This window comes from Pseudomonas sp. JV414, assembly GCF_032424305.1.
Taxonomy (GTDB): Bacteria; Pseudomonadota; Gammaproteobacteria; order Pseudomonadales; family Pseudomonadaceae; genus Aquipseudomonas; species Aquipseudomonas lini.
This window is the reverse complement of sequence record NZ_VYKC01000020.1, coordinates 49,517-76,333: the sequence shown is the minus strand read 5'-3', so window position 1 is coordinate 76,333 and position 26,817 is coordinate 49,517. Positions and strand designations below refer to the sequence as shown.

Sequence of the window (26,817 nt, the reverse complement as noted above, 5' to 3'; positions counted from 1 at the left end):
GCCCATGAACGCCCCCCGCACACCAAGACCTGCGCGCAAGAAGCCTGACTCCGCTACCCCGGCCAAAGCCGTGGAACCCCGCGAGAAGGCCAGCCTGCATCCGCGCAATCGCCATCAGGGTCGTTATGACTTCCCGGCGCTGATCAAAACCACGCCGGAACTGGCGAAGTTCGTGATCATCAACCCGTATGGCAAGGAAAGCATCGACTTCGCCAGCCCGGACGCGGTTCGGGTGTTCAACCGGGCGCTGCTCAAGTCGTTCTACGGCATTGCCCATTGGGACATCCCGGCCGATTACCTGTGCCCACCGGTGCCGGGCCGCGCTGACTACGTGCACTTCCTGGCCGACCTGCTGGCCAGCGTCAACGATGGCGAGATTCCTCGCGGTGCGCCGGTCAAGGTGCTCGATATCGGCATGGGCGCCAACTGCGTCTATCCGTTGATCGGCTACAGCGACTACCGCTGGCACTTCCTTGGCTCGGAAATCGACCCGACGGCCGTGGCCGCCGCCAAAGCCATCGTGCAGTCCAACGGGCTGAACAAGGCCATCCAGCTGCGCCAGCAAAGCAATCCCAAGCACATTCTGCTGGGCCTGCTCGAACCCGGCGAACGCTTCGACCTGACCATGTGCAACCCGCCGTTCCACGCCTCGATGGACGAGGCCACCAAGGGCAGCGAGCGTAAATGGCGCGCATTGGGCCGCGCCGACCCAAAACGCAAACTGCCGGTGCTGAACTTTGGCGGCCAGTCCGCCGAATTGTGGTGTGAAGGCGGCGAAGCACGGTTTGTGACACAACTGATCGCCGAGAGCGCGCACTTCCAACACAAAGTGCTTTGGTTCAGCACCCTGGTCTCGAAAGCCTCGAACCTGCCGGCGATCCAGACGGCGTTGAAAAAGGCCGGTGTGCTGGAAAGCCAGGTCGTGGAAATGTCCCAAGGGCAGAAGCAAAGCCGCTTCGTCGCCTGGACGTTCCAGACCAAATCCGAACAGCAGGTCTGGCGCGAACGTTGGGCGCGTAAAAGCTGAGTAATTGCTGACAAGTCAAATTACTGAGCGCTGAAATCCCTGTGGGAGCGGGCTTGCCCGCGATGGCGGCGTGTCAGTCGCCTTCTTTGACGCCTGACACACTGCTTTCGCGGGCAAGCCCGCTCCCACAGGGATCTGCGGTGTTTGAAGAATTTATGGCACAAAAAAACCGTGCCCGGATTGCTCCGGAGCACGGTTTTTTTATAACAAGTCTTACTTGTTAACAGCGTCGGTCAGGCCTTTGGCCACAACCAGCTTGATAACTTTCTTGGCAGCGATTTCGATGGCAGCGCCAGTCGAAGGGTTGCGGCCGGTACGGGCAGGACGCTCAGTCACTTTCAGCTTGCCGATACCTGGCAGGGTGATTTCGCCGCCGTTTTCCAGCTGATCAGCAACGATTTGGCCCAGTTGGTCCAGAGCGTTACGCGCGGTGGTTTTTGGCGCGTCGATAGCTTCAGCGATGTCGGCGATCAGTTGGTCTTTAGTAAGAGCCATGTAATGTTCCTTCCCTATCAAATTCATATGGATTGCAGAGTGCAGTGTCAGCCATCGAGCCCGATCTTCTGGATCTGGCACCCTCGGCCATAACCACGACGAGTCGGGGTTATAGATACCGAAATCAGGGTTTGGTTCGACCTGACAAATGCTGAATGCACGCTTAACGCAGTGACTTCGCGTAAGACCGGGCAAAACTAGCACAGAGACGGGGAAATATCCGCCTCTAGCTACCCATTTGGTCAGCTTTATTGCTCTAAATCGGCAAAAAACTGCATAAGGGCCGGCGGACAGCTGCAAATTGCCCTTGGCACCACGCCAAAACCAGTGGTTGCGGTACACTGAGCGCTTTTTCGGGGGAGCACGCCCTCCTCTCTTCAATCAGCCGAGAAGCCCATGCCGATCCGTCATTGCATCGTCCACCTGATCGACAAAAAACCCGACGGCACACCCGCAGTTCTTCATGCCCGCGATTCCGAACTGGCCGAGTCCAGCGCTATCGAGTACATGCTTGCCGATCTCAACGAGAGCTACAACGCCAAACAAGGCAAGGCCTGGGGTTTCTTCCATGCCGAGTCCGGGGCGCATCCGTTCAGCGGCTGGCTGAAGGAATACCTCGACGGCGGGAAGGACTTCACAGCCTTCAGCCGGGTGGCGGTGGAACATCTGCAAAAGCTGATGGAAGAGTCGAACCTCTCTGTGGGCGGCCACGTGCTGTTTGCTCATTACCAGCAGGGCATGACCGATTACCTCGCCATCGCCCTGCTGCACCACAGCGAAGGCGTGGCAGTGACCGATCAGCTGGACGTGACCCCTTCGCGACACCTGGACCTTGGCCAGTTGCACCTGGCAGCGCGAATCAACGTATCCGAGTGGCAGAACAACAAGCAGTCCAAGCAGTACATCTCGTTCATCAAAGGCAAGAACGGCAAAAAGGTTTCGGAGTACTTCCGTGACTTCATCGGCTGCCAGGAAGGCGTCGACGGCCCCGGCGAAACCCGTACCCTGCTCAAGGCCTTCAGTGACTTCGTCGAAAGCGAAGACCTGCCGGAAGAATCCGCGCGCGAAAAGACCAAGACCCTGGTGGATTACGCCAGCAGCCAAGCAAAAATGGGCGAGCCCATGGGCCTGGAAGAATTATCCGAACTGATCGACGAAGAGCGCCCTAAAGCCTTCTACGATCACATCCGCAACAAGGACTACGGCCTGTCGCCTGAGATCCCTGCGGATAAGCGCACCCTGAACCAGTTCCGCCGCTTCACCGGCCGCGCCGAGGGCTTGTCCATCAGCTTCGAAGCGCACCTGCTGGGTTCGAAGATCGAATATGACGAAGAAGCTGGTACGCTGATTATCAAAGGCCTGCCGACCCAATTGACCGACCAGCTCAAGCGACGCAACTGATGCTCGGCGGCGTATTGAAGAAATGCTTGCTGATCTTGCTGGTGGTCGTTGTTTACCAGAACTGGGGCAAGATCGAGCGGGTGTTTCACCCCTCGCAAGTGGTGTCTGAGCAGACCCAGGCCAAGGCCAACGTCGTGCTCTATGCCACCGATTGGTGCGGCTACTGCAAGCTGACCCGGCGCTTTCTCGACCAGAAGGGCATTGCGTACAAGGAATTCGATATCGAGAAAGATGCCCAGGCGCGTAAAGCCTACGAGGCGCTGGGCGGACGCGGAATTCCGCTGATCGATGTGAACGGGACGTTGATACGCGGGTATGACCCGGACAAGGTTCTTGCCGCTCTGAAGTAACCACCGTCCCTTGTGGGAGCTGGCTTGCCTGCGATGACGTCAGCCCAGCAACATTGATGTTGCCTGACACTCCGCTATCGCAGGCAAGCCAGCTCCCACAGGTTAGTGCATGACCAGAAAATGAGTGGTTAGCACCTACTGCACTTCGATGCGAAACCCGAACCGCGGAAAGTGCACATGCACAACGCCGGCCCGCTCGTCTTCGCGACGCAAAATCAATTCTTCGCTACCCGCAAACAGCAATTCACCCGCCACCGGATCAACCCCGTAATCGGTCGCAGCGATCACCACTTGCTGACCAACCTCAAACCCGTTTGGCTCCTCAAACTGCTCATCCGGCAACGCGGCCGGTGTGGCATTGCGGGCTATCTCCAGCGCTTCCTCGGACGTCATCTCGCTGAACGCGCCATGACCAAACCCCATCACACGACCAAACCACGCCAAAACACCCGGATAAGCATCCACCAACGGTGACGTCACGTGCGTCGCTTTGAGGAACCACAACGAGTGGGCCAGGGCAAAGTCGGCAATCGATGGCTCACCGAACAGGAAGTCCCCCTGCTCACGCTGAAGTTGCTGCTCCAGACGCGCCATGATCGTTGGCCATTGGTGCCGAGCCTGCTCGGCGGACAACCGTGTGGCGCTGCCACCGCTGAACAAGCCGGCGCGATCGGCCAGGAACCCCTTGATCGCTTCCGGCGACAACTTGCCAAAGCGCACCGCCACCGACGCCGGCTGGAACACCAGGCTGACCGCATGCTGGAACACCACCGAATCGACCCACGCCGCGAAGGTTGCGGTGATCATTTCCTGACCTTCCGGGAAGAACGCCGGCAAGGCTTTTTCCTGCTCCAGGCGACGAGCCATCAACGCGGTGTCGCAATAGATATCAGCGCCAATCTGCAATACCGGCGTCTTGCGATAGCCGCCGGTCAGCGCCGTCAGATCGGGTTTTGGCATCACTGGCGAGATGTTCACCGAGCGCCAGGACAGCCCCTTGAAGCCCAGCAGCAAGCGGGCCTTTTCGGCGAAAGGGGACGTCGGGTAGTGATGAAGAATCAACTCGGACATGCTCGGCTCCGCCGCTCGGATAAGGAGCCAGCAGCTTAACGCGCAATCCACAAGCAGCCTACCCATCTGCCTGATGGGCGCTTATCAGTCAGATTGATAAGCCTGCAGCCGCGCTCGCCACCAGACATTCCTTGGCGCTTTTCTTGAGTTTTTTGATCAATCGTTCCTGACGCAGTGCTTCGCTTTTATCGCGGCAGACTTCGGTGTAGACCAGTGCCACGGCCGGGCTGGACAGAAAGAAGCGTGCGCCTTTGCCACTTTGGTGGGTGGCGAAACGGCGGACGGGATCATCGCTGATCCCGCAGTAGAGCGAACCATTGGCCGCGCGAACGAGGTAGACGAACCAGGGTTTGCTGACGGGCAGCGGCGGTTCGGCGGCAATGACGGAAGATTCGCTCGAGGTGCTCACGTGACGATCAAGGCTTGTAGGAAACAAGCCGCGATCTTATCAGCGACTGGCCTGAAATGCCTTCAGCCCCTTCAAGGCCTGGGCACGAACGGCGTTTCTCACCACCGGCGTCCAGCCCAACAACAGCCCTTTGAAACCCAGCGCCTGACGCGACCAGCGCCACAGATCAAAGCTGTCGTGATGTTCGCAGATCTTGCCGTCGCGAAACACGAAACGCGCCTGGATGTCGTTGACCACGGTATTGCCGGTCTGGCTGAACAGGTAGGTCGCCACCCAATGGGCACCGCCCGTGCGCTCATCGCTGCGCACGTTATCGAAGGTCAGGGAGAAGTCCTTGGCCCGGGTGGTGAGCATGCGCCACATGTCGCCGGCATCACGCCCGCGCAGTTCGCCGAACGCCGGATCACTGAACACCACATCGTCGGTGTAGCAGGCGCTCATGGCCTCGGCATCCAACTGCTGGAAAGCTTGGTAGAACCGGGTGATCAAGGCGTTGTGGGCATCACTCATGGACAGGCTCCGGAGAATAGGCAGATTGCCAGCACGATAATCTGCCAACGGACGAAACACCATCAGCATTCGCACTCCGAATACCGACAGTGTGTGCGAATCAGATTTTTTCGCTTTGAACCTGAACGTACAACGAACGCCCGGCTCCGAGCCCGGCGATGATCGCACCGAGGCCGATGACGCCGAAGATCCAGCCCAGGGCGTTCCAGCCACCGGTCCAGTCATGCACCACGCCGACCGCGAACGGCCCCATGGACGCCAAGGTGTAACCGAAGCCTTGGGCCATGCTCGACAGGTTGGCCGCGACATGAGCATCCCGCGAACGCAGCACGATCAGGGTCAACGCCAGGCTGAACGTGGCGCCCTGCCCCAACCCCAGCAGGATCGCCCAACCCCACAAGCCATCGATCGGCGCATAAAGGCAACCGAACAAACCGCCGAGGGTCATTGCCATGACGATCACGATCGCCAGTCGCTGATCCTTGCCGCGCGTCGCCAGCCAGGGGGCGGCCAGCGAGCTGATCAACTGGACAATCACCGAACCCGACAACACCAGACCAGCCTGGGTTGGTGTCAGACCGCGGCCGATCAGAATCGACGGTAGCCAGCCAAACACGATGTAGGCCAAAGACGATTGCAGACCCATGTACAAGGTCACTTGCCAGGCCAGCGGATCACGCAACAGCCCTCGGACCCGATAGGCAACATGATGCGCGCCGTGCTTCTGGCCAACTTGCGGCAGCCAGAAAATCGCCGCGACCAACGCTGGAAGCACCCAGAAACCGAGGCCCAAGGCCCAGCTTTTGTCGAAATGTTCGCTCAACGGCACGGTCGCCCCAGCCGCCATGGCCGCGCCCAGGCACAGGGCCATGGTGTAGACGCCGGTCATGGTGCCGGCCTGTTTCGGGAAGTCGCGTTTGACAATGCCGGGCAGCAGGACACCGATCACCCCGATGCTGGCACCGGCCAGCACGCTGCCAGCGAACAGGCCGATCTCGCCGAACGAACTGCGCAAAATGATCCCGCCGGCCAGCATCAGAAGAATCCCCAACACCACTCGCTCGGCCCCAAAACGTCGCGCCAGCACCGGCGCCAAGGGCGCGAACAGACCGAGGCAAAGTACCGGCAAGGTCGTCAGCAACCCGGCCTGGGCAGCCGATAACCCCAGCGTCTTCGAGATCTCGCTGAGCATCGGCGCCATGCTCGATAACGCCGGACGCAGATTCAGCGCCACCAGAATCAGGCCGAGCAACAACAGCCAGGGCCGCTGAAGGATCGGATGAGTTTGCTGAACCTGCTCGTCATCGGCCTCGGCGTCGATCAACAGCTCTTCGAGCTCCGCCGTGCGCTTGAGCTCAGTGATGCTGCTGTTGCTGGCTTGCTGGGTGGACATGGGGTTCTCGGTTTCAAGGTTCATTGATCAGCTGCCTCGACAAGGCTTTGGCCCGTTCCGGGTCGCGTTGCTCGACGGCATCGAGCAGTTCGACATGAAGGTCGAACACCGCTTGGCGTCGGGGAGAGATGTTCAGGGTCTGGCGCAAGTGCGCGCCGACGATGCTGGAGAAGTAGCGATACAGCTCGCTGAGGGTCGGGTTGTGCGCCGCATCCACCAGCCGACGGTGAAACACCAGATCGCAAGCAATGTAGGTGTCGAGATCGCCGTGGTAGTGACTGCCGCTGACGCCTAGCGCTTCGCGCAATGCCACCAGGTCTTCATCGGTGCGGCGTAACGCTGCGAGGCCGATGGCTTCGACTTCCAGTATGTGCCGGGTTTCCCGAGCCTGTTCCTGAGTGCAACGGGACAGCGCCTTCATGGTGTCCAGTGGATCGATCACCGCCCGCAGATAACTGCCGTCGCCCTGGCGAATCTCGATCAACCCGGAAAACGCCAACACGCGCATGGCTTCGCGCACGGTATTGCGGCTGATGCCCAGCTCAGTTGCCAGTTCCGGCTCGGTGGGCAAGCGCTGGCCGACCGTCCAGACGCCTTGATTGATGCGCAGGCGTAACTGGTCCAGAGCCTGATCGACCAGGGATCGTTTAATTAATGGAGAAATGTCTGACATGGAGTTCGCCCTTTCATCCAATCATAGGATGAATTTTCTGACATGTTAGTCAGCTTCGTGTAGGACGGCAACCGCCTACGGTCAGAGAGAAGGAATGGAGCGGGATTTTCGATTGGTCAAAATTACCCTTTAAGGGTAATTTCTAGAACAGGTTCAAGGTTTCTTATGGAGAAGCACACACCCCATTACAACCTGGTGGTGATCAAGGAGGATGTCAGGCGGCTCGGGAAAAACGCGTTTACCAAGACGGCACGGAAAAACGGCAGAGACCTGGGCTTTAGCATCAGGGAAATGCAAGAAGTCATTTTCGAATTGCACAGCAAGATGTTGTACAAATCGATGACTACCTATGGCGATCATCGGATTTGGCAAGACGTGTACCACATCACTTCGCACGATCTGGAGATTTACATCAAGGTCACTTATTGCTCAGGCAGTGAACCTCCGGTGATCTCCTTCAAGGAGAAAAACCCATGAATACAAAACAATGCTTCAGCTGCGGCGCGCGAGAGGGAATGAGGCACTTCGAAGGTCGCGGCGAAACCATGAGCGTCAAGGGTATGGAGCGCCGGGTCGATGATTTATCCGGATGGGAGTGCCAAGCATGCGGAGAAGTCATACTCGACCCCGGTTGCTCGGAGCGCTATTCCGATGCGTGCGACGAGCTGGTCATCGCCGGAAGACAAATGATCGGCAACGAAATGAAGCGCATCCGCCGCAAGCTGCATCTATCGCAAAAAGAAGCGGTGCTGCTGTTATCCGGTGGTGGACACAACGCGTTTTCCCGTTACGAGCGCGGCGAATTACTCCCGCCCAAGGCGCTGATGGTGCTGATGCGCTTGCTTGATCGCTATCCGCACTTGCTCGCGGATGCGAGAACCCTGGGTGAAGGGGCGGACTTGAGGGGTTTCAAGGATACGGTGCACAAGGAACATGAAACGCTCACCGTGTCCTGAGCTCCAGAATACAAAAAACAAACCCGGCGCGAGGCCGGGTTTGTTTTTGCGAGTCAGTCTGGCATCAATGCAAAATCTGGCTCAGGAACAGCTTCGTACGCTCATTCTGCGGATTGTCGAAGAAGTCATTCGGCGCCGCCTGTTCAACGATTTCACCCTTGTCCATGAAGATCACGCGGTTGGCCACGGTACGGGCGAAGCCCATTTCGTGGGTCACGCAGAGCATGGTCATGCCGTCTTCGGCCAGGCCGATCATGGTGTCCAGAACCTCTTTCACCATCTCTGGGTCGAGTGCCGAAGTCGGTTCGTCGAAGAGCATGATTTTCGGTTTCATGCACAGGGCACGGGCAATCGCCACACGCTGTTGCTGACCGCCGGACAGTTGCCCCGGGTATTTATGCGCCTGCTCCGGAATGCGTACGCGCTCCAGGTAATGCATGGCGATTTCTTCGGCCTTGCGCTTGGGCATCTTGCGTACCCACATCGGCGCCAGAGTGCAGTTCTGCAGGATGGTCAGGTGCGGGAACAGGTTGAAGTGCTGGAACACCATGCCGACTTCGCGGCGGACCGATTCGATCTGCTTGAGGTCGTTGGTCAGTTCCACGCCATCGACCACGATGCGGCCCTGCTGGTGTTCTTCCAGACGATTGAGGCAACGGATGGTGGTGGATTTGCCGGAACCCGATGGGCCGCACAAAACGATACGCTCGCCTTGCTTGACGTTCAGGTTGATGTCTTTCAACACGTGGAACTGGCCGTACCACTTGTTCACGCCCTGCATCTGAATAATGCCTTCAGGGCTCACAGGCTGTTTGATCGCTTCACTCATAAACTACGCTCCTAACGCTTGTGGCCAGTGTCCAGCTTACGTTCCAAATGCATGGAGTAGCGGGACATACCAAAACAGAAAATCCAGAACACCAAGGCCGCGAACACATAGCCTTCAGTGGCCATGCCCAGCCATTTCGGGTCGGCGGCGGCTTGCTTGACGCTGTTGAGCAAGTCGAACAGGCCGATGATGATCACCAGGCTCGTGTCCTTGAACAGCGCAATGAAGGTGTTGACGATGCCAGGGATCACCAGCTTCAGGGCTTGCGGCAGAATCACCAGGCCCATGCTGCGCCAGTAACCGAGGCCCATCGCTGCAGCCGCTTCGTACTGACCTTTGGGGATCGCTTGCAGACCGCCACGCACCACTTCAGCGATGTAGGCCGACTGGAACAGGATCACGCCGATCAGCGCCCGCAGCAGTTTGTCGAAGTTCATGCCTTCGGGCAGGAACAACGGCAACATCACCGAAGACATGAACAGCACCGTGATCAACGGCACGCCGCGCCAGAATTCGATGAAGGTCACGCAGACCACGCGAATCGCCGGCATGTTCGAACGCCGGCCCAGGGCCAGAACGATACCCAGCGGCAATGCGCCGACGATACCGACGGTAGCGATCACCAGGGTCAGCATCAGGCCGCCCCACTGGCTGGTCGGCACTTCGGTCAGACCAAACCAGCCACCGTGCAACAAGGTGTAGGAAATGATCGGATAGAGCACCAAAAAGCTCAGGCCGTAGATTGCCTTGTGTGGAACGCGTGCGACGAACAGCGGCGCCACGCCAATCACCGCCAGCCACACGGTCAGATCCACGCGCCAGCGCAAGTCCACCGGGTAGTAGCCATACATGAACTGGCCAAAGCGCTGCTGGATGAACACCCAGCAGGCGCCCTCCTTGGTGCAATCGGCGCGAGTAGTGCCGACCCAGTTGGCATCGAGAATCGCCCAGCTCACGATAGGCGGAACTATCAGGTAAATCAGATAGAACGCGAACAGCGTCAGCAGGGTGTTGATCCAGCTGGAGAACATGTGCGCCCGCATCCACGCCACGATACCGATGCTACTGCTCGGTGGTGGCATGTCGGGTTTGAAAGTATGAGTCGTCATGCGCTTTTCCTTACCGCTCGATCAGCGCAATGCGCTTGTTGTACCAGTTCATCAGCAAGGAAATGCTGATACTGATCGCCAGGTACACGCTCATGGTGATGGCAATGACTTCGATCGCCTGCCCGGTCTGGTTCAGCACCGTACCGGCAAACAACGACACCATCTCCGGATAACCGATACCGGCCGCCAGCGAGGAGTTTTTCGCCAGGTTCAGGTATTGGCTGGTCAGCGGCGGAATGATCACGCGCAGGGCTTGCGGGATGATCACCTTGCGCAGGGTCGGACCGTTGCGCAGCCCCAACGAGTGGGCCGCTTCGGTCTGGCCGTGGCTGACTGACTTGATGCCCGAACGCACGATTTCGGCGATAAACGCCGCGGTGTACACCGTCAAGGCCAGGGTCAGCGCCAGCAGTTCCGGGATCAGCACCCAGCCACCGACGAAGTTGAAGCCCTTGAGCTCCGGCATTTCCCAGTGCAATGGCGCGCCGAAGATCAATGCGCACAGCGCAGGGATCACCAGGAACAGCGCCAGGCCTACCCAGAATTTGTGGAACGGTACGCCGGTCGCTTCGAAACGCTTGTTGGCCCAGCGGCACATCAGCACGATCGCGACGATGGCCACGACCACACTCACCACAAACGGCCAGAAACCATCCGCCGCCAACGCTGCGGGCATGTTCAGGCCGCGGCTGCTGACAAAGAAGGTGTCGCCGAAGTTATGGCTGTTGCGCGGCCCTGGCATGGTCAGGAACACAGCGAAGTACCAGAACAGGATTTGCAGCAGCGGCGGAATGTTACGGAAGACCTCTACATACACCGTCGCCAGCTTGGCAATGATCCAGTTCTTCGACAGCCGTGACACACCGACGATGAAACCCAGGATCGTCGCCAGGATCACACCGATAAAGGTGACCAGCAGGGTGTTGAGCAGGCCGATGACAAACACCCGGGCATAGCTGTCCGATTCGGTGTAGTCGATCAGGTGCTGAGCGATGCCGAAACCGGCACTGCGCTCAAGAAAGTCGAAACCCGAGGTAATGCCCCGGTGCTGGAGGTTGGTTTGCGTGTTGTCGAACAGAAACCAGCCCAGCGAGACCACCGCCACAATGGTGATGATCTGGAATACCCACGCACGCACTCGTGGATCGCTGAGGCTGAGCCTCTGCTTTGGTGCGCCGATTGAATTTTGCATGAAGTGCCCCGGAAATAATGGAACAGAACATCACCCGGCGGTTGGCCCGCCGGGTGATAGAACCATCAGCGCACTGGTGGTGCGTATTGAATGCCGCCAGCGTTCCACAGAGCGTTCAGCCCGCGGTCGATTTCCAGCGGAGTTTTCTTGCCGAGGTTCTTCTCGAACACTTCGCCGTAGTTACCGACTTGCTTGATGATCTGGACGACCCAGTCTTTCTTCACTTTCAAGTCTTTGCCGTACTCACCGTCAGAGCCCAGCAGACGAGCGACGTCCGGGTTCTTGGTGGCTTTGGCTTCGGCTTCGACGTTCGCCGAAGTGATGCCTGCTTCTTCAGCATTGAGCATGGCGTAACCAGTCCAACGCACAACAGCCAGCCACTCGTCGTCGCCATTACGTACGACCGGGCCCAGCGGTTCTTTGGAGATGGTTTCCGGTAGAACCACGTAGTCCTTCGGAGAGGCCAGCTTGCTGCGCTGGGCGAACAACTGGGACTTGTCGGAGGTCAGCACGTCGCAACGACCGGATTCAAGCGACTTGGCGCTTTCGTCGGAGGTGTCGAAGGTGATCGGGGTGTATTTCAGACCGTTGCCGCGGAAGTAGTCGGAAACGTTCAGTTCAGTGGTAGTACCGGCCTGGATGCAGATGGTCGCGCCATCCAGCTCTTTGGCGCTCTTGACGCCCAGCTTGTTGTTCACCAGGAAGCCGATGCCGTCGTAGTAGGTGATGAAGCCTGGGAATTTCAGGCCCATACCTGCGTCACGGGAGCTGGTCATGGTGGTGTTGCGCGACAAGATGTCGATTTCACCGGACTGCAGCGCGGTGAAGCGCTCTTTGGCGTTCAACTGGCTGAATTTGACCTTGGTCGCATCACCGAAAACGGCAGCGGCCACAGCACGGCAGAAATCAGCGTCGATACCGACGATCTTGCCAGTGGAGTCCGGAACCGAGAAACCCGGCAAACCGTCACTTACACCGCACTGTACGAAACCTTTCTTCTGTACTGCATCCAGGGTTGCACCCGCCTGAGCGAACCCACTGACACCGAGCACTGCGGCTGCAGTCACGACGGCCAGGGTGGATTTCAACATCTTCATTCAAACCTCCAGTTTTGCTCTTGTTGTGTCGGAGCTTGAGCCCTGTCGCACCCTTTTGAGGCGTTGCTGACCCTTGTTGGCTTTTTTTAGGGTCAACCGACGTAAGGACCATCGCCATGAGTCTAGTAGGAGAAAATCCACATCATGGATAACTCCCTTCTCACCAATCGGCCGAACGGGCTGTAGCCCTTTCACGTTCGCGAAGCCCGTAGCGGCCACTGGCGAACATCCATCACCGGATTCTTTGCTATCCCACGACCAGCCGTACACTGATAGTGTTACCGCCAGGCATGAGATTGGTTGCACAGCTTTCCCCATAGCAAACCCCGTACCAGACCGCTCGCTAAAGCGATTAAGCGACAGGTCAATAGCAAAACTTTCAGCCTTGCGACATCTTCTTAACTGATCAACCAGACGCGCACTCAGAGCTCGCACTTAAATGAGAACGCACGCACACATATGGAGCACCCATGACCGAGCCCTTGATTCTGCAACCCGTAAAGCCCGCAGATGCCTGCGTTATCTGGCTGCACGGGCTGGGCGCCGACCGCTACGACTTCCTGCCGGTGGCTGAAGCGCTGCAGGAAATCCTGTTGACCACTCGCTTCGTCCTGCCCCAGGCACCGACTCGCGCCGTGACTATTAACGGTGGCTACGAAATGCCGAGCTGGTACGACATATTGGCCATGAGCCCGGCGCGCGCGATCAGCCGAGAGCAGCTGGAAGCGTCCGCGCAACGGGTCTTTGATTTGATCGAAGAGCAGAAGGCCAGCGGAATAGACGCCTCGCGCATCTTTCTCGCCGGTTTTTCCCAAGGCGGCGCCGTGGTGTTGCACACGGCCTTTTTGAAATGGCAGGGACCGCTGGGTGGCGTACTAGCGCTCTCTACTTATGCGCCGACATTCAGCGATGAACTGGAGCTTTCCGCCAGCCAGCAACGCATTCCGGTGCTGTCATTGCACGGCCAGTACGATGACGTGGTTCAAAACTCCATGGGCCGGACCGCGTACGAGTATTTAAAGCAACATGGTGTCACCGTGACATGGCAGGAATACCCAATGGGCCACGAAGTGTTACCCGAAGAAATCCGCGACATTGGCGTCTGGCTCGCCGAGCGTTTGCGCTAAAAGCTACCCATTGATCCATCCCACTACGCCGCGCCCGATTCTTGCATTACACTGGCCGGCGTATATTCCTTAATCAATTGATGAGATGACCGTGCTCAAAGCACTCAAGAAAATGTTCGGTAAAAGCGAGACTGAGCAGCTCGCGCCAGTCTCCAGCGCTCCTTCTCATACTCCCAGCCACCGCACCGACGGTAATCAGCCTGGCCGGACCGCAACCGTAGCGGCACCGAAACACGAGCCGGTGACCACACCGACCGCCCCCGCAGCCCCGGCCATCGCCTCTGAGCAGCCGCGCAGCGAAGCCCCGAAACCGGCAAAACCGCGTCGCGAACCAAAGCCAAAAGCGCCGGTTATTCCCTGGAAACTCGAAGACTTCGTCGTCGAACCCCAGGAAGGCAAAACCCGCTTCCACGATTTCAAACTCGCCCCCGAACTGATGCACGCCATTCAGGACCTGGGCTTTCCGTATTGCACGCCGATCCAGGCGCAGGTGCTTGGCTTCACCCTCGCGGGCAAAGACGCCATCGGTCGCGCCCAGACCGGCACCGGCAAAACCGCTGCCTTCCTGATTTCGATCATCACTCAGCTGCTGCAAACCCCGCCGCCCAAAGAGCGCTACATGGGTGAACCGCGGGCACTGATCATCGCCCCGACCCGGGAACTGGTGGTGCAGATCGCCAAGGACGCAGCCGACCTGACCAAGTACACCGGCCTCAACGTCATGACATTTGTCGGCGGCATGGACTTCGACAAGCAACTCAAGCACCTCGAAGCCCGTCACTGCGACATCCTGGTGGCCACTCCGGGCCGCTTGCTCGACTTCAACCAGCGCGGCGATGTGCACCTGGACATGGTCGAAGTGATGGTGCTGGACGAAGCCGACCGGATGCTCGACATGGGTTTCATCCCACAAGTGCGTCAGATCATTCGCCAGACTCCGCCGAAGAACGAGCGTCAGACGCTGCTGTTCTCCGCAACCTTCACCGAAGACGTGATGAACCTCGCCAAGCAATGGACCACCGACCCGTCGATCGTCGAGATCGAAGCGCAGAACGTGGCCAGCGAAAACGTCGAGCAACACATCTACGCGGTGGCCGGTGCCGACAAATACAAATTGCTCTACAACTTGGTCAACGATAACGGCTGGGAGCGGGTGATGGTCTTCGCCAACCGCAAGGACGAAGTGCGGCGCATCGAAGAACGCCTGGTACGCGATGGCGTCAACGCGGCGCAACTGTCTGGCGATGTGCCGCAGCACAAGCGTATCAAGACCCTGGAAGGTTTCCGCGAAGGCAAGATCCGCGTGCTGGTGGCCACCGATGTTGCCGGTCGCGGCATTCACATCGACGGCATCAGCCACGTGATCAACTTCACCCTGCCGGAAGTCCCGGACGACTACGTGCACCGCATCGGTCGTACTGGCCGTGCCGGCGCGGATGGCGTGTCCATCAGCTTTGCCGGTGAAGACGACTCCTACCAGCTACCGTCCATCGAGGCGCTGCTGGGTCGCAAGATCAGTTGTGAAACGCCACCGACGCATCTGCTGCGGGCGGTTGAGCGCAAGCGCCCGTAACTCGGGCCATTCAGAAAGAGGCGCAGCCGGCAACGGACTGCGCTTTTTTTTCGTCCGGCTTTTTTCAACAGGACTTGCTAGAGACAACTAAAAGTCCATAATGGACAAATTAGTTTACTTCTAGCGCCCGGAGCCGACCATGCCCAGCACGCCTTACGTGATCACCCAACCTCAAGCCCGCGAACTGCTGGCACAAGTTGATGTGCCGCAGATCCTGCGTAAGCTGTTCCGCGACCTGGCCGCCGGACAAGCCGTGCAACCGGCGCAACAGCTGGTGGAATTCCCGCAGGGTGCCGGGGACTTCATCAACTACCTGGGTGTGCTGGCCGAGGACGGGGTATATGGCGTCAAGACCTCGCCTTACATCGTGCGCGAGCAAGGCCCGCTGGTAACCGCCTGGACGCTGCTGATGTCGATGCAGACCGGCCAGCCGCTGCTGCTCTGCGATGCCGGTGAATTGACCACGGCTCGCACCGCCGCGACGACGGCGGTGGCGGTCGATGCCCTCGCGCCGTTGAAGGCCCAACGTCTGGCGATCATCGGCAGCGGCAAGGTGGCTCAGGCGCACCTGCACTACGTCAAGGACCTGCGGGACTGGCAAAGCATCAGCCTTTATTCGCCGAGCCTGAATGGCAAGAGCCCCGAAGCGCTGGCACAGCTCAAAAGCCTCGATCCACGGCTGACCCTCGCCGACAGTTGCGAAGCTGCGATTCAGGATGCCGACGTGATCATGCTCTGCACCTCGTCCGCCGGCCCGGTGATCGACCCGTCGAACTTAAGCAAACCGGCGCTGATCACCTCCATCAGCACTAACGCCCCACGCGCCCATGAAGTGCCGCCGCAGAGCCTCAATGACATGCAGGTGTTCTGTGACTATCGTCAAACCACCCCGGGCTCGGCCGGTGAAATGCTGATCGCCGGTGAGCAGCATGGCTGGGACAAGCGTTCGATTGTCGGCGACCTGCCCGACTTGCTCAGCGAAAAAGTCCAGCGCCCCGAATACGATCGCACGGTGTTCTTCCGCTCCATCGGCCTGGGCCTGGAAGACATCGCACTGGCCAATGCCCTTTACCAACTACAGCGCTAACACCACAAACCCCTGTAGGAGCTGCCGAAGGCTGCGATCTTTTGATCTTGCCTTTAAAAAGCAAAGTCAAAAGATCGCAGCCTCGTTTCACTCGGCAGCTCCTACAGAGGATCTCTAACAATTTCGGCATTTGCGCCCCCACAGGAGACGTTCATGAGCCAGGCAGATTTCATCATCATCGGCGGCGGAATTGCCGGCGCTTCCACCGGTTTCTGGCTGTCGCAGCACGGGCGGGTGATTGTGCTCGAACGCGAATCCCATCCGGCCTATCACTCCACCGGACGCTCGGCGGCGCTGTTCACCGCCGCCTACGGCACACCGCAGGCTCGGGCATTGACCCAGGCCAGCCGCGACTTCTTCGACGCGCCGCCGCCCGGTTTCTGCGAACACCCATTGCTGACCCCGCGCGGCGAGATGACCGTCGACTTCACCGGCGATCCGGCCGAATTGAACAATCAATACCTGAGCGCCAAAGCCACGGTGCCGGAAATGCAATTGCTCAGCGCCAGCGAAGCCTGTGCGCGCCTGCCGATCCTGCGTCCGGAAAAAGTCCATGGCGCGATCTACGACCCGACCGCCAGCGACATCGATACCGACGCTCTGCACCAGGGCTATCTGCGCGGTATCCGGCGCAATAAAGGCGAGGTCCATACCGATAGCGAAGTGCTGAGTCTGAGCCGTGATGCCGCTGGGTTGTGGCAGGTTCAAACCAACACTCAGACCTTCAGCGCCCCGATCATCATCAATGCCGCCGGTGCCTGGGCCGACAAGATTGGCGAACTGGCCGGCGCTAAACCGCTGGGTTTGCAACCCAAGCGCCGGGCAGCCTTTATCTTTGCCGGCCCCGAGGGCCTGGATATCCATGACTGGCCAATGCTGGTCAGCCTTGATGAGTCGTTCTACATGAAGCCCGACGCCGGCATGTTCCTCGGTTCACCGGCCAACGCCGACCCGGTAGAACCGCACGACGTGCAGCCCGAAGAGCTGGACATCGCCATGGGTATTTACCAGATCGAAGAAGCCACCACCCTGACCATCCGCCGCCCGACCCGCACCTGGGCCGGCCTGCGCAGTTTCGTGCGTGACGGGGATTTGCTGTCCGGCTTCGATCAGCAGGTGCCGGGGTTGTTCTGGGTCGCGGCGCAAGGCGGCTACGGCATCCAGACGTCACCGGCCATGGGCCAGGCCAGCGCTGCACTGGTACGCGGTGAAGCCTTGCCCGAGCAACTCACCCGTTTCGGCCTGGACGCCGAGATGCTCTCCCCCGCCCGCTTGGGCTGATCCTCCCCTCAGGTGACGTGTCCACACGATTGCGGCAAACTTCCAGCGCCCCCTTTTTAACGGGGCGCTGACGCTGCCTGGAGTTCCACTGTATGAACGCACCTGAAAAAGACTCGGCCCTGGACGCTACGTCCATGGACAACTTCCGCGCGATTGCCGATGCGATCGCCACGTTGTTCTTCCCCCACGCCGAGGTGGTGCTGCACGACCTGCGCACGCAAAAGGTCGATTACATCGCCAACAACCTGTCCAAACGGGAAATCGGCGACGACTCCTCGCTGGAAGACATGCTCAGCGAAGAGGTCAGCGAACGAAACATCGGGCCGTACGAAAAGCTCAACTGGGACGGCCAGAAAATTCGCAGCCTCAGCAGCGTGCTGCGCGACAGCGAGGGTCGTCCGCTGGCGGTGCTGTGCATCAACCTGAATATCTCGCTGTTCGAGAACGCGAAAGCGGCGCTGGATTTGTTCCTGTCGCCGACCAAGCTGATCCCGCAACCGGACTCACTGTTTCGCGATGACTGGCAGGAACGGATCAACACCTTTCTGCACGCCTGGTTGCGCGAACGTCAGTTGAGCCTGAACGTGCTGACCCGCGACCACAAACGCGAACTGGTGCTGGCGCTGCACGCCGAAGGCGCCTTCAAAGGCAAAAGCGCCTCCAACTATGTGGCCAATGTGCTGAACATGGGGCGGGCGACGGTGTACAAGCATTTGAAGGAATTGAAGGGCTAAAAATTTGTAGTGACTGTTCCGGCCTCATCGCGGGCAAGCCCGCTCCCACAGTGTCCGTGTCGTGCACAAAATACACCGCAGAACCTGTGGGAGCGGGCTTGCCCGCGATGGCGATTAATCAATCGCCGTAAATATCCGACTTGAAATACTTCTGCGAAATCTTCTGATACTCGCCATTGGCGCGAATCTCGTCGATCGCCTTGTTCAGATCCGCCACCAACTGCGTATTGCCCTTGCGCACGGCAATGCCGGCGCCCTCGCCCACGTATTTCGGATCCTTGAGTTCCGGCCCGACAAACGCGTAGCCTTTGCCACGAGGCATCGACAGAAAGTCATTCAATGGAATGGTATCGGCAAAAATCGCATCGAGACGACCGGCTGCCAGATCCATGTAGATTTCTTCGTTGTTGCCGTAGCGCTTGACGTTGATGCCCTTGGGTTCGAAAACCTCGGTGGCGTAACGGTCGGTGGTGGTTGCGCGCTGCACGCCGATATTCTTGCCCTTGAGGCTGGCGTACTGGTCATCCACTACGGCGCCATCCTTCATCACCAGACGCGATGAGGTGAAGTAATACTTATGAGTGAAATCCACCGATTTCTTACGGTCTTCGTTGATCGTCATGGACGATAGCGCCATGTCGATTTTCTTCACCTTCAGGGAAGGAATCAGACCGTCGAACTCGCCTTCGACCCACTCACACTTGACCTTCATCTGCGCGCACAGGGCATTGCCGATGTCGTAGTCGAAACCGACTATTTTGCCTTCCTGGGTTTTGGACGCGAACGGCGGATAGGCCGCTTCGATGCCGATGCGCAGGTTTTTCTCGGCGGCGAACACGCTACTGCACGCCAACAGGCTCAAGGCCAGACCGGTGATGAGGGGGAATTTCTTCATATTCGTTCTCTCGCGGGTTGTTGTTGGTTTGGCAAGACAGAAGAAAAAACTGAAACGGGGGAAATGCCTTTTTTGTACTTGGAATTCCATACTGGACTTTTATGTATTTTCCGTCAATCAGGTAGGCAGCCTCATACCCGGCCTCTGGTCGGGTGCTAGCCAAATGTAAAAAAGGCCGGGTCGGTGCTTCGCTAACAAGCGAAACACCAACCCGGCCCTCAGGAATTACCGCAAACAGTTATTCGAGCGCCGCAGCCGGCCCGAAGAACTCGTAACGGCTCTGCTTCTCTGGCACACCCAAGGCCTTGAGGTGACGCTTGATCGCGGCCATGAAGCCTTTAGGCCCCAGGAAGTACGCATCCACATCGCGCTGTTCCGGCAACCACTCGCCAAGTTGCGCCTGGCTCAACAGGCCAACCTTGTCCGCCGCCGGGCTGACGCCATCGTCTTCGGCATAGCAATAAAAACGCTTGAGCTGCGGATGACGCTCGGCCAGGCCATCGATCCAGTCACGGAAAGCATGCACGCTACCGTTGCGCGCGCAGTGAATAAAGTGCACCGGCCGCTCGGTCGCCAGCGCCGCTTCGAGCATCGCCAGCGTCGGGGTGATGCCGACGCCGCCACTGATCAGCACCAGCGGTTTGTCGCTGGCGGTCAGGGTGAAATCGCCCGCTGGCGGGAACAGCAGGATGCTCGCGCCGACGTGCAGTTGATCGTGCAAATGGTTGGAAGCGCGGCCGCCGGTTTCACGCTTGACGCTGATGCGGTATTGGCCCTTGTTAGCCAGCGCCGACAGCGAATAGTTACGTCGAATTTCTTCGCCATCGAGGATCAGTTTCATGCCGATGTACTGGCCAGGCTCTGCCGCGAGAATCGGCCCCTTGTCCGCCGGTTCGAAGTAGAACGAGGTGATTTCCGCGCTCTCCTCGACCTTGGCCGCCACGATGAATTCCCGCGCGCCACGCCAGCCGCCCGGCGCCTGCGCTTTTTGGTCGTAGATGCTGGCTTCGGCGCCGATCAGGATCTCGGCCAATTGACCGTAGGCCGCGCCCCAGGCACTCATCACTTCAGGCGTGGCAATCTCTTCGCCCAGTACTTCGGAGATCGCGCGCAACAGGCAGCTGCCGACAATGGGGTAGTGTTCCGGAAGAATTTGCAGCGCCACATGCTTGTTGATGATCTTGGCCACCAGGTCGCCCAACTGATCGAGCTGGTCGATGTGCCGCGCATACATCAATACACCGTTGGCCAAGGCGCGAGGCTGATCGCCGCTGGCCTGGTGGGCCTGGTTGAACAACGGGCGCACTTCCGGATATTCGGAGAGCATCATGCGGTAGAAGTGAGTGATCAACGCTTCGCCGCCGCTTTCCAGCAACGGCACGGTGGACTTGACGATGGCACGGTCTTGAACGCTAAGCATAAGAGCAACCCCTGGGCTTTATATGAATAACCTTTACGTATCAGTTTCCATGCCAACAATTAAATCCTTATAAATCAGTAAATTAAAAACACAGTAGTCATATCGACACACAAGGCTTTATAGTCATACCGACTATACGGAGTCATTATGACTGCAAAATTATTGCTCACGACCCTGCTGCCCCTGGTCTCCGACCTGTCCCGCGAATTGCCCGAAGGCGAGCGCTACCGACGCCTGCTCGAAGCCATGCGCGCCCTGCTCCCTTGCGACGCCGCGGCCCTGCTGCGACTCGATGGCGAATGGCTGGTGCCGCTGGCCGTGAACGGGTTGAGCACCGACACCCTCGGCCGACGTTTCAAGGTCAGCGAACACCCACGCTTCGAAGCACTGCTCAGCAGTCCCGGCCCGACTCGCTTCGCCGCCGACAGCGATTTGCCCGACCCTTATGACGGTCTGGTCGATGGTCTTCACGATCACCTGGAAGTCCACGACTGCATGGGCTGCCCACTGTTTATCGACGAGCGTCCGTGGGGTTTGCTGACCCTCGATGCGCTCGACCCGGAACGTTTCGAACCGATCGAACTGGACGCCCTGCAAGCCTTCGCCAGCCTCGCCGCGGCCACGGTCAACGCCGCCGAGCGCATCGAGCGGCTGGCCAATCGCGTCGAGGACGAACATCAGCGCGCCGAGGTTTACCGTCAGGCCAGCGGCCAGCAGAACCGCGAAATGATCGGCCAGAGCAAGACTTACAAACGACTGGTGGAAGAGATCAGCCTGGTGGGCGGCAGCGACCTGACGGTGCTGATCACCGGCGAAACCGGAGTCGGTAAAGAGCTGGTGGCCCAAGCCATCCACGCGGCATCCCCACGGGCCGACAAACCGATCATCAGCCTCAATTGCGCCGCTCTGCCAGACACACTGGTGGAGAGCGAATTGTTCGGCCATGTGCGCGGTGCTTTCACCGGCGCGACGAATGATCGGCGCGGCAAGTTCGAACTGGCCAATGGCGGCACGTTGTTTCTCGATGAAGTGGGCGAACTGTCGCTGACGGTGCAAGCCAAATTATTGAGGGTGCTGCAGAGTGGTCAACTGCAACGCTTGGGCTCAGACAAGGAGCATCAGGTCGACGTGCGATTGATCGCAGCGACCAACCGCGACCTGGCCGAAGAAGTGCGCAGCGGTCGCTACCGTGCCGACTTCTATCATCGCCTGAGCGTTTACCCGTTGCTGGTGCCCGCACTGCGCGATCGCGGGCGAGATGTGCTGTTGCTCAGTGGCTACTTCCTGGAACAAAACCGCTCACGCATGGGCCTCAACAGCCTGCGCCTGACCAGCGATGCGCAAGCGGCATTGTTGGCGTATGACTGGCCGGGGAACGTGCGGGAGCTGGAGCATTTGATTGGTCGTAGTGCGCTGAAGGCCTTGGGCAACTGCAAACAACGGCCGAAGATTCTCAGCTTGAGCGCGGCAGATCTCGACTTGCCCAATGGCAGTGTTGAACCCGCGCCAGAACCGGTGGATGCTGCGCCGGCGGCGGTGTTGGTTTCAGGGGATTTGCGTGAAGCCACCGAACATTATCAGCGCCAACTGATCAGCGCTTGCCTGGAACGGCACCAGAACAACTGGGCCGGCGCGGCGCGGGAGCTGGGTCTGGATCGGGCGAACCTTGGACGGATGGCCAAGCGGCTTGGCATGAAATAAGCCAAGATCGCAGCCTTCGGCAGCTCCTACAGGTTTACGCCAATCCCTTGTAGGAGCTGTCGAGCGAAGCGAGGCTGCGATCTTTTGATCTACCCAACATTCATTGGCACTAAAGCCTGCCCCCAACAAGTCGATAACCCGGCATCGATAGCTGTTGGCGATCTTCACAATCGCCCATCACCTTTCTCCACAGAAGGTTTTTATGTCTTCCAACAAAGCCCGCGCAGATTCACTTTCGCTTCTGCTGTTTACCTTGCGCAGCGGCAAGCTGATGGCGATCAACCTGCTGAAAGTCAGCGAAATCATCCCGTGCCCGCCGCTGACCAAGCTGCCGGAGTCGCACCCCCACGTCAAAGGCATCGCCACCCTGCGCGGTGCATCGTTGTCCGTGATCGACCTGAGCCGCGCCATCGGTGAGCGACCGCTGGAAGACCCGAACGGTGGCTGCCTGATCGTCACCGACGTCAGCCGTTCCAAGCAGGGCCTGCACGTTCAGGCGGTGAGCAAGATCGTCCATTGCCTGACCACCGACATCCGTCCACCACCCTTCGGCTCCGGCGGCGTGCGCTCGTACATCACCGGCGTGACCTCGGTCGACGGCACGCTGGTGCAAGTGCTGGACATCGAAAAGGTCATCCACGGCATCGCTCCGGCGCAGATCGAAACAGCCCCGACCGAACTGAGCATGGAAGACGCCGAAGTACTCGGCAATGCGCGAATCCTGGTGGTCGATGACAGCCAGGTCGCCCTGCAACAATCGGTACACACCCTGCGCAACCTCGGCCTGCAATGCCACACCGCACGCAGCGCCAAGGAAGCCATCGACTGCCTGCTGGACCTGCAAGGCACTGCCCAGCAGATCAACCTGATCGTCTCGGACATCGAAATGTCGGAAATGGACGGCTATGCCCTCACCCGCACATTGCGCGAAACGCCGGACTTCTCACACCTCTATGTATTGCTGCACACCTCGCTGGACAGCGCCATGAACAGCGAGAAAGCGCGACTGGCCGGGGCTAACGCGGTGCTGACCAAATTCTCTTCGCCGGAACTGACCAAATGCCTGATCGCGGCGGCCAGGGCCGTCGCCGAACAAGGTCACTGAGTTGTGGCTGAGGTTTTTTGTTTTCTGATGCGGCGCAACCTCGCTGAGGATGTGCCGCCTTTTACTTGGCCAAATGGCATTGAGTTGACCGACTACCGCCCTGAACTTGCCGAAGACGTTCATCACTTGATGATGCTGGGCTATCTGGAAGGTAGCGGTCGCGTACCGGCGCTGGAAGTCTGGCAACGGCGCTTCGAAACCGATCCTGAATACGATCCGTCCCTGTGCTTCATCGCGTTCGACGCCGAAGGCATCGTCGGCGTCGCTCAGTGCTGGACCAGTGCCTACATCAAGAGCCTGGTGGTGCATCCGCGCGCTCAAGGCCTCGGACTTGGCCGTGCGCTGCTGCTGAATGCATTCAACGTGTTTCAGCAACGCCGCGAAGGTTTTGTGGATTTGAAGGTGCTGGAAAACAACCTTCGGGCTCAGCGTTTGTATGAAAGTGCCGGGATGTATGTGGTCCGCCGGGAGCCGGTTCCAACCTGACACCACCTTCGCGGGCAAGCCACGCTCCCACAGGATTTAGGTGATCCCTGTGGGAGCGTGGCTTGCCCGCGAAGAGGCCCGCACAACCACCCAAAACCATCAGGCATACTCCGACCTCGGCCACTACACGCCAAGGATGCCCAAACCATGAAAGCCATCACCCTGACCTTCCTCTGCCTCACCGCCCTCGCCACCCAAGCCCATGCCTCCAGCCCCGACGCCTGGGCCGCCTACGACAAAGCCGTGCTCGCCAGTTGCACCAAAACCAGCGGCCTGAAAAACGTCAAACCCGTCGGCAACGCCGCGCAGTTCGATGACCGGGTCGGTTACACCGCGCTCCTGCTGCAAGGCCAGTACCCGCAAAAACACATGAAAGGCCAGCAAGGCATCGAGCTGTGCCTCTACAACAAGAAAAGCAAAACCGCCTACGTGACCGAGTGGGACTCCATCCGCCCAACAGCAAAAGCGCAGTGAATGGCGCATAACTTGCTTCGGCACAGGCCTTTGCGGTGGCTTTTTGTCGCCATTTCATGCCCCCACAGGTGACTGGCCGTTAGATGAATACAACGTTTTCCTGCGTAGGTTGTGGCAAATGCTGCAACGACCACCACGTGCCCCTGACACTGGCCGAAGCCCGGATGTGGGCGGCCGATGGCGGTCAGGTGATCGTGCTGGTGGAGGCCTTCCTCGCCAATGGCCTGGGCCTGCCCATGCAGCAACGCGAACATGCCGAACGCCGTTCGGTGGTGGTTCGAAGCGGCGCCTGCGAGGCGCATGTGGCGATCACCTTTGCCGCGTACAACGTCGGTCCCTGCCGGAATCTTGACGAAGACAACCTCTGCCGCATCTACCAACGCCGACCGCTGGTGTGCCGCATCTACCCGATGGAAATCAATCCGCACATCCCGCTCAACCCGGCGATCAAAGAATGCCCACCCGAGTCCTGGGAAACAGGGCCGGATTTGATCATCGGGGGTGAGCTGGTGGATCAGGAACTGGCAGGATTGATCCAGCGCTCGCGTCAGGCGGATCGCGATGAGATTCAGGCCAAGGAAGCGATTTGCGCGTTATTGGGGATTCGGACGACTGCGCTGAAGGGGGATGGCTTTACCGCTTATCTGCCGGACATGACGGCGTTTGCCGTGGTCATTGATCAGGTGGCGCAACAGCCGTTGGCGGGGTCAGGCGGTGAATGGGTCTTTCATGTGTCGGGCGATGATATCGTCGGGCAAGTGCTGGCAGCCGGGGCGCAAGTGGCGACTGAAGCGCCGCTGAACTATGCGTTTATTTCGTTGCGGGCGGCCTGAGCCCAAGATCTGTGGTGTTTGTGCTGGCCCTTTCGCGAGCAAGCCCGCTCCCACAGTGGATTTGTGTCGTACACCGAATCTGTGAACGACGATGAACTACTGTGGGAGCGGGCTTGCTCGCGAAGACGGCAGATCAGGCACCGCAGAGGTAAAGACTCAGCGCTTACCCATCGAACGACGAGTGCCAGGAGGCGCTGCACCCGGGGTCTTGGTGTGACCATTCTTGGCGCCGTTCTTGTACCAAGGCTGGCTGGCATTCTTCGCCGCGGCCAATTCACCCGGCTTGAACGGAAACTTGAACGCTGGAATCGCCGCTTTGGTTTCGCTGTCTGCGCTGGAGTCGACGCTGTCTGGCAGGTCTGCCTGGTCGTCGCTCAAAGCGTCGGCAACCGGCGGTTGTGTCGGGGAAGTCATGAAAGCTCCGGGTGATGCTCAAAGAGTCGGGCCCGGTAGGCGAGCCGCGAAAGGCGGCAGTATACCTGTGTCGGGAGCCGCAAGCTGCAGTTGGTCAGTCGGGTTTTGGTTGACTGACCAACCGCTTTCGCGGGCAAGCCTCGCTCCTACAGGCGCATTGTGTCGTGCACTGAATCCGTGAACAACAATAATCCCTGTGGGAGCGAGGCTTGCCCGCGATAGCGGTGTGTCAGTCACAGGGACGTTGGATGTGCCGCCGTCATCGCGGGCAAGCCCGCTCCCACAAGTGGAGCGGTCATATACAAAATCTGCGTACGACACAAATCCTGTGGGAGCGAGCCTGCTCGCGATGAACGATAACGCGGCCTACGCCGGATCGACGTTATCCAGCGCCCGGTTCACCGCCAGCTCTGCCAGCATGATGACCTGCTGAATTGCCAACGCCGTATGACGCTGCGGGCCGATCAGATTGTTGGCGAAATCGGTGGCCAGGACACTCGCTGAGGCCAACGATTCGTAGGCGTGGGCCAGCAGGCTTTCGGTGCCTGCACCCGGGGCGACCATGAACATGGTGCTGGGGCGACGGGGTTTTTCGGTGTATTGCGCCGGGGGATCGAGGTAGTAGTCGAGGGCGCGTTTTATGGCTTCGCGGTCTTTGAGTAATTCTTCGGTGCGCGAGGCTTCGGCGTTTGGGTTGGTTTTGTTGAACTTCGAATCAGAATTATCGTTTTCCATTTGTAGCTCCTAATCTCAATTGGAGCCATCACTTGCCGTTATGGTCGTGAGGCTTTCGCCTACTCGTTTCGGGGATCTCACGCCCGGTCGCTGAATGTGCAGCGACAGCCAAAGACTAGAGAGCCTGCTTCCGACGGACAACCTGAAAAATGCGTGGGAAAGTTCCATGTTTCGACACATCCGTTAAACATTCAAAAGCGTAACGCGGAGCGTCCCTGGCGGCATTCCCACGCTGGAGCGTGGGAACGATCAATCCCGCGTCTGACACCGAATTCTCGTCTGACACGGATGACTGTAGGAGCTGTCGAGTGAAACGAGGCTGCGATCTTTTGATCTTGAAAATCAACGTCAAAAGATCGCAGCCTTCGGCAGCTCCTACGGGGGGTTGCGTACACCCGCGATAGATTGGTCGGCTGTCAGGCCGCCTTCGCGAGCAAGCC

29 protein-coding genes are annotated in these 26,817 nt (G+C 59.0%); 15 read left to right on the top strand and 14 right to left on the bottom strand.

The window, feature by feature from the left end; genetic code table 11:
* Positions 1-4 precede the first annotated feature (4 nt).
* Positions 5-1,027 (top strand): 23S rRNA (adenine(1618)-N(6))-methyltransferase RlmF, encoded by a 1,023-nt coding sequence (gene rlmF / locus F6R97_RS20090; RefSeq protein ID WP_007905515.1) that lies wholly within the window; start codon positions 5-7, stop codon positions 1,025-1,027.
* A 213-nt stretch (positions 1,028-1,240) separates the two neighbouring features.
* On the opposite strand, the gene F6R97_RS20085 is transcribed toward rlmF, so the two are convergent.
* Positions 1,241-1,522 (bottom strand): HU family DNA-binding protein, encoded by a 282-nt coding sequence (locus tag F6R97_RS20085; protein ID WP_007905514.1) that lies wholly within the window; start codon positions 1,520-1,522, stop codon positions 1,241-1,243.
* 396 nt (positions 1,523-1,918) lie between these two features.
* On the opposite strand from F6R97_RS20085, the gene yejK reads away from it, so the two are divergent.
* Complete coding sequence (gene yejK, locus F6R97_RS20080; protein ID WP_038981666.1) at positions 1,919-2,923, top strand: nucleoid-associated protein YejK; 1,005 nt, start codon at positions 1,919-1,921, stop codon at positions 2,921-2,923.
* On the top strand, positions 2,923-3,273 hold the full coding sequence (locus F6R97_RS20075; protein ID WP_038981665.1) for a glutaredoxin family protein: 351 nt from the start codon (positions 2,923-2,925) through the stop codon (positions 3,271-3,273). Before yejK ends, F6R97_RS20075 begins: the two co-directional genes overlap by 1 nt.
* Positions 3,274-3,408: 135 nt before the next feature.
* On the opposite strand, the gene F6R97_RS20070 is transcribed toward F6R97_RS20075, so the two are convergent.
* From F6R97_RS20070 to F6R97_RS20050, 5 genes are all read right to left on the bottom strand, one after another.
* Complete coding sequence (locus tag F6R97_RS20070; RefSeq protein WP_038981664.1) at positions 3,409-4,344, bottom strand: glutathione S-transferase family protein; 936 nt, start codon at positions 4,342-4,344, stop codon at positions 3,409-3,411.
* Positions 4,345-4,432: 88 nt separating this feature from the next.
* A complete protein-coding gene (locus F6R97_RS20065) occupies positions 4,433-4,753 on the bottom strand; it encodes a GIY-YIG nuclease family protein (RefSeq protein ID WP_315866979.1) in 321 nt (106 codons plus the stop codon).
* A gap of 39 nt (positions 4,754-4,792) precedes the next feature.
* Positions 4,793-5,263, bottom strand: coding sequence for a nuclear transport factor 2 family protein (locus tag F6R97_RS20060; protein WP_050681796.1), 471 nt, complete (start codon positions 5,261-5,263; stop codon positions 4,793-4,795).
* Between the two features lie 100 nt (positions 5,264-5,363).
* Positions 5,364-6,680 carry a CynX/NimT family MFS transporter gene (locus tag F6R97_RS20055; RefSeq protein WP_050681772.1) on the bottom strand — a complete coding sequence of 439 codons (1,317 nt, stop codon included), beginning with the start codon at positions 6,678-6,680 and terminating at the stop codon, positions 5,364-5,366.
* Positions 6,670-7,329 carry a FadR/GntR family transcriptional regulator gene (locus F6R97_RS20050; protein WP_038981661.1) on the bottom strand — a complete coding sequence of 220 codons (660 nt, stop codon included), beginning with the start codon at positions 7,327-7,329 and terminating at the stop codon, positions 6,670-6,672. Before F6R97_RS20050 ends, F6R97_RS20055 begins: the two co-directional genes overlap by 11 nt.
* 165 nt (positions 7,330-7,494) lie before the next feature.
* On the opposite strand from F6R97_RS20050, the gene F6R97_RS20045 reads away from it, so the two are divergent.
* Complete coding sequence (locus tag F6R97_RS20045; RefSeq protein ID WP_048395423.1) at positions 7,495-7,806, top strand: type II toxin-antitoxin system MqsR family toxin; 312 nt, start codon at positions 7,495-7,497, stop codon at positions 7,804-7,806.
* Complete coding sequence (locus tag F6R97_RS20040; protein ID WP_038981659.1) at positions 7,803-8,285, top strand: type II toxin-antitoxin system MqsA family antitoxin; 483 nt, start codon at positions 7,803-7,805, stop codon at positions 8,283-8,285. Before F6R97_RS20045 ends, F6R97_RS20040 begins: the two co-directional genes overlap by 4 nt.
* A gap of 64 nt (positions 8,286-8,349) precedes the next feature.
* On the opposite strand, the gene F6R97_RS20035 is transcribed toward F6R97_RS20040, so the two are convergent.
* The 4 genes from F6R97_RS20035 to F6R97_RS20020 form a co-directional block, all read right to left on the bottom strand.
* Positions 8,350-9,114: an amino acid ABC transporter ATP-binding protein gene (locus F6R97_RS20035; protein ID WP_038981658.1), complete on the bottom strand. Its 765-nt coding sequence runs from the start codon at positions 9,112-9,114 to the stop codon at positions 8,350-8,352.
* An 11-nt stretch (positions 9,115-9,125) separates the two neighbouring features.
* Complete coding sequence (locus F6R97_RS20030) at positions 9,126-10,223, bottom strand: amino acid ABC transporter permease (protein WP_038981657.1); 1,098 nt, start codon at positions 10,221-10,223, stop codon at positions 9,126-9,128.
* A gap of 10 nt (positions 10,224-10,233) precedes the next feature.
* Complete coding sequence (locus F6R97_RS20025; RefSeq protein WP_038981656.1) at positions 10,234-11,415, bottom strand: amino acid ABC transporter permease; 1,182 nt, start codon at positions 11,413-11,415, stop codon at positions 10,234-10,236.
* A 65-nt stretch (positions 11,416-11,480) separates the two neighbouring features.
* Positions 11,481-12,512 (bottom strand): amino acid ABC transporter substrate-binding protein, encoded by a 1,032-nt coding sequence (locus F6R97_RS20020; protein WP_038981655.1) that lies wholly within the window; start codon positions 12,510-12,512, stop codon positions 11,481-11,483.
* A 470-nt stretch (positions 12,513-12,982) separates the two neighbouring features.
* Here F6R97_RS20020 and F6R97_RS20015 point away from each other — a divergent pair, with 470 nt between their 5' ends.
* The 5 genes from F6R97_RS20015 (at position 12,983) to F6R97_RS19995 (ending at position 18,314) form a co-directional block, all read left to right on the top strand.
* Entirely contained in the window at positions 12,983-13,639 is a 657-nt protein-coding gene (locus F6R97_RS20015) for an alpha/beta hydrolase (protein ID WP_038981654.1), read from the top strand.
* An 85-nt stretch (positions 13,640-13,724) separates the two neighbouring features.
* Complete coding sequence (gene rhlB / locus F6R97_RS20010) at positions 13,725-15,212, top strand: ATP-dependent RNA helicase RhlB (RefSeq protein ID WP_217854429.1); 1,488 nt, start codon at positions 13,725-13,727, stop codon at positions 15,210-15,212.
* Between the two features lie 139 nt (positions 15,213-15,351).
* Positions 15,352-16,299 (top strand): ornithine cyclodeaminase family protein, encoded by a 948-nt coding sequence (locus tag F6R97_RS20005; protein ID WP_315866978.1) that lies wholly within the window; start codon positions 15,352-15,354, stop codon positions 16,297-16,299.
* A gap of 153 nt (positions 16,300-16,452) precedes the next feature.
* Complete coding sequence (locus F6R97_RS20000; protein ID WP_315866977.1) at positions 16,453-17,580, top strand: FAD-binding oxidoreductase; 1,128 nt, start codon at positions 16,453-16,455, stop codon at positions 17,578-17,580.
* Between the two features lie 92 nt (positions 17,581-17,672).
* On the top strand, positions 17,673-18,314 hold the full coding sequence (locus F6R97_RS19995) for a transcriptional regulator (RefSeq protein ID WP_038981650.1): 642 nt from the start codon (positions 17,673-17,675) through the stop codon (positions 18,312-18,314).
* A gap of 118 nt (positions 18,315-18,432) precedes the next feature.
* Here the strand turns inward: F6R97_RS19995 and F6R97_RS19990 are convergent, their stop codons facing one another.
* Together F6R97_RS19990 and hmpA are read right to left on the bottom strand one after the other, a co-directional pair.
* Positions 18,433-19,209: an ABC transporter substrate-binding protein gene (locus F6R97_RS19990; protein WP_315866976.1), complete on the bottom strand. Its 777-nt coding sequence runs from the start codon at positions 19,207-19,209 to the stop codon at positions 18,433-18,435.
* Positions 19,210-19,447: 238 nt separating this feature from the next.
* Complete coding sequence (gene hmpA / locus F6R97_RS19985) at positions 19,448-20,629, bottom strand: NO-inducible flavohemoprotein (RefSeq protein WP_038981648.1); 1,182 nt, start codon at positions 20,627-20,629, stop codon at positions 19,448-19,450.
* Between the two features lie 147 nt (positions 20,630-20,776).
* Between hmpA and norR the strand changes: the two genes are divergently transcribed.
* The 5 genes from norR to F6R97_RS19960 all read left to right on the top strand — a co-directional run bounded on the left by norR (position 20,777) and on the right by F6R97_RS19960 (position 25,228).
* On the top strand, positions 20,777-22,330 hold the full coding sequence (norR, locus tag F6R97_RS19980) for a nitric oxide reductase transcriptional regulator NorR (RefSeq protein ID WP_315866975.1): 1,554 nt from the start codon (positions 20,777-20,779) through the stop codon (positions 22,328-22,330).
* Between the two features lie 202 nt (positions 22,331-22,532).
* Positions 22,533-23,435, top strand: coding sequence for a chemotaxis protein CheV (locus F6R97_RS19975; RefSeq protein WP_007905472.1), 903 nt, complete (start codon positions 22,533-22,535; stop codon positions 23,433-23,435).
* Positions 23,436-23,462: 27 nt separating this feature from the next.
* A complete protein-coding gene (locus F6R97_RS19970; RefSeq protein ID WP_315866974.1) occupies positions 23,463-23,921 on the top strand; it encodes a GNAT family N-acetyltransferase in 459 nt (152 codons plus the stop codon).
* A gap of 147 nt (positions 23,922-24,068) precedes the next feature.
* The gene (locus F6R97_RS19965; protein WP_315866973.1) at positions 24,069-24,395 is read left to right on the top strand and encodes a hypothetical protein; all 327 of its coding nucleotides are present in this window, start codon (positions 24,069-24,071) and stop codon (positions 24,393-24,395) included.
* A gap of 83 nt (positions 24,396-24,478) precedes the next feature.
* Positions 24,479-25,228, top strand: coding sequence for a YkgJ family cysteine cluster protein (locus tag F6R97_RS19960; protein ID WP_315866972.1), 750 nt, complete (start codon positions 24,479-24,481; stop codon positions 25,226-25,228).
* 156 nt (positions 25,229-25,384) lie between these two features.
* On the opposite strand, the gene F6R97_RS19955 is transcribed toward F6R97_RS19960, so the two are convergent.
* Positions 25,385-25,642, bottom strand: coding sequence for a hypothetical protein (locus F6R97_RS19955; RefSeq protein WP_007905458.1), 258 nt, complete (start codon positions 25,640-25,642; stop codon positions 25,385-25,387).
* A 366-nt stretch (positions 25,643-26,008) separates the two neighbouring features.
* On the bottom strand, positions 26,009-26,377 hold the full coding sequence (locus F6R97_RS19950) for a DUF6124 family protein (protein WP_038981643.1): 369 nt from the start codon (positions 26,375-26,377) through the stop codon (positions 26,009-26,011).
* Positions 26,378-26,817: the final 440 nt, after the last annotated feature.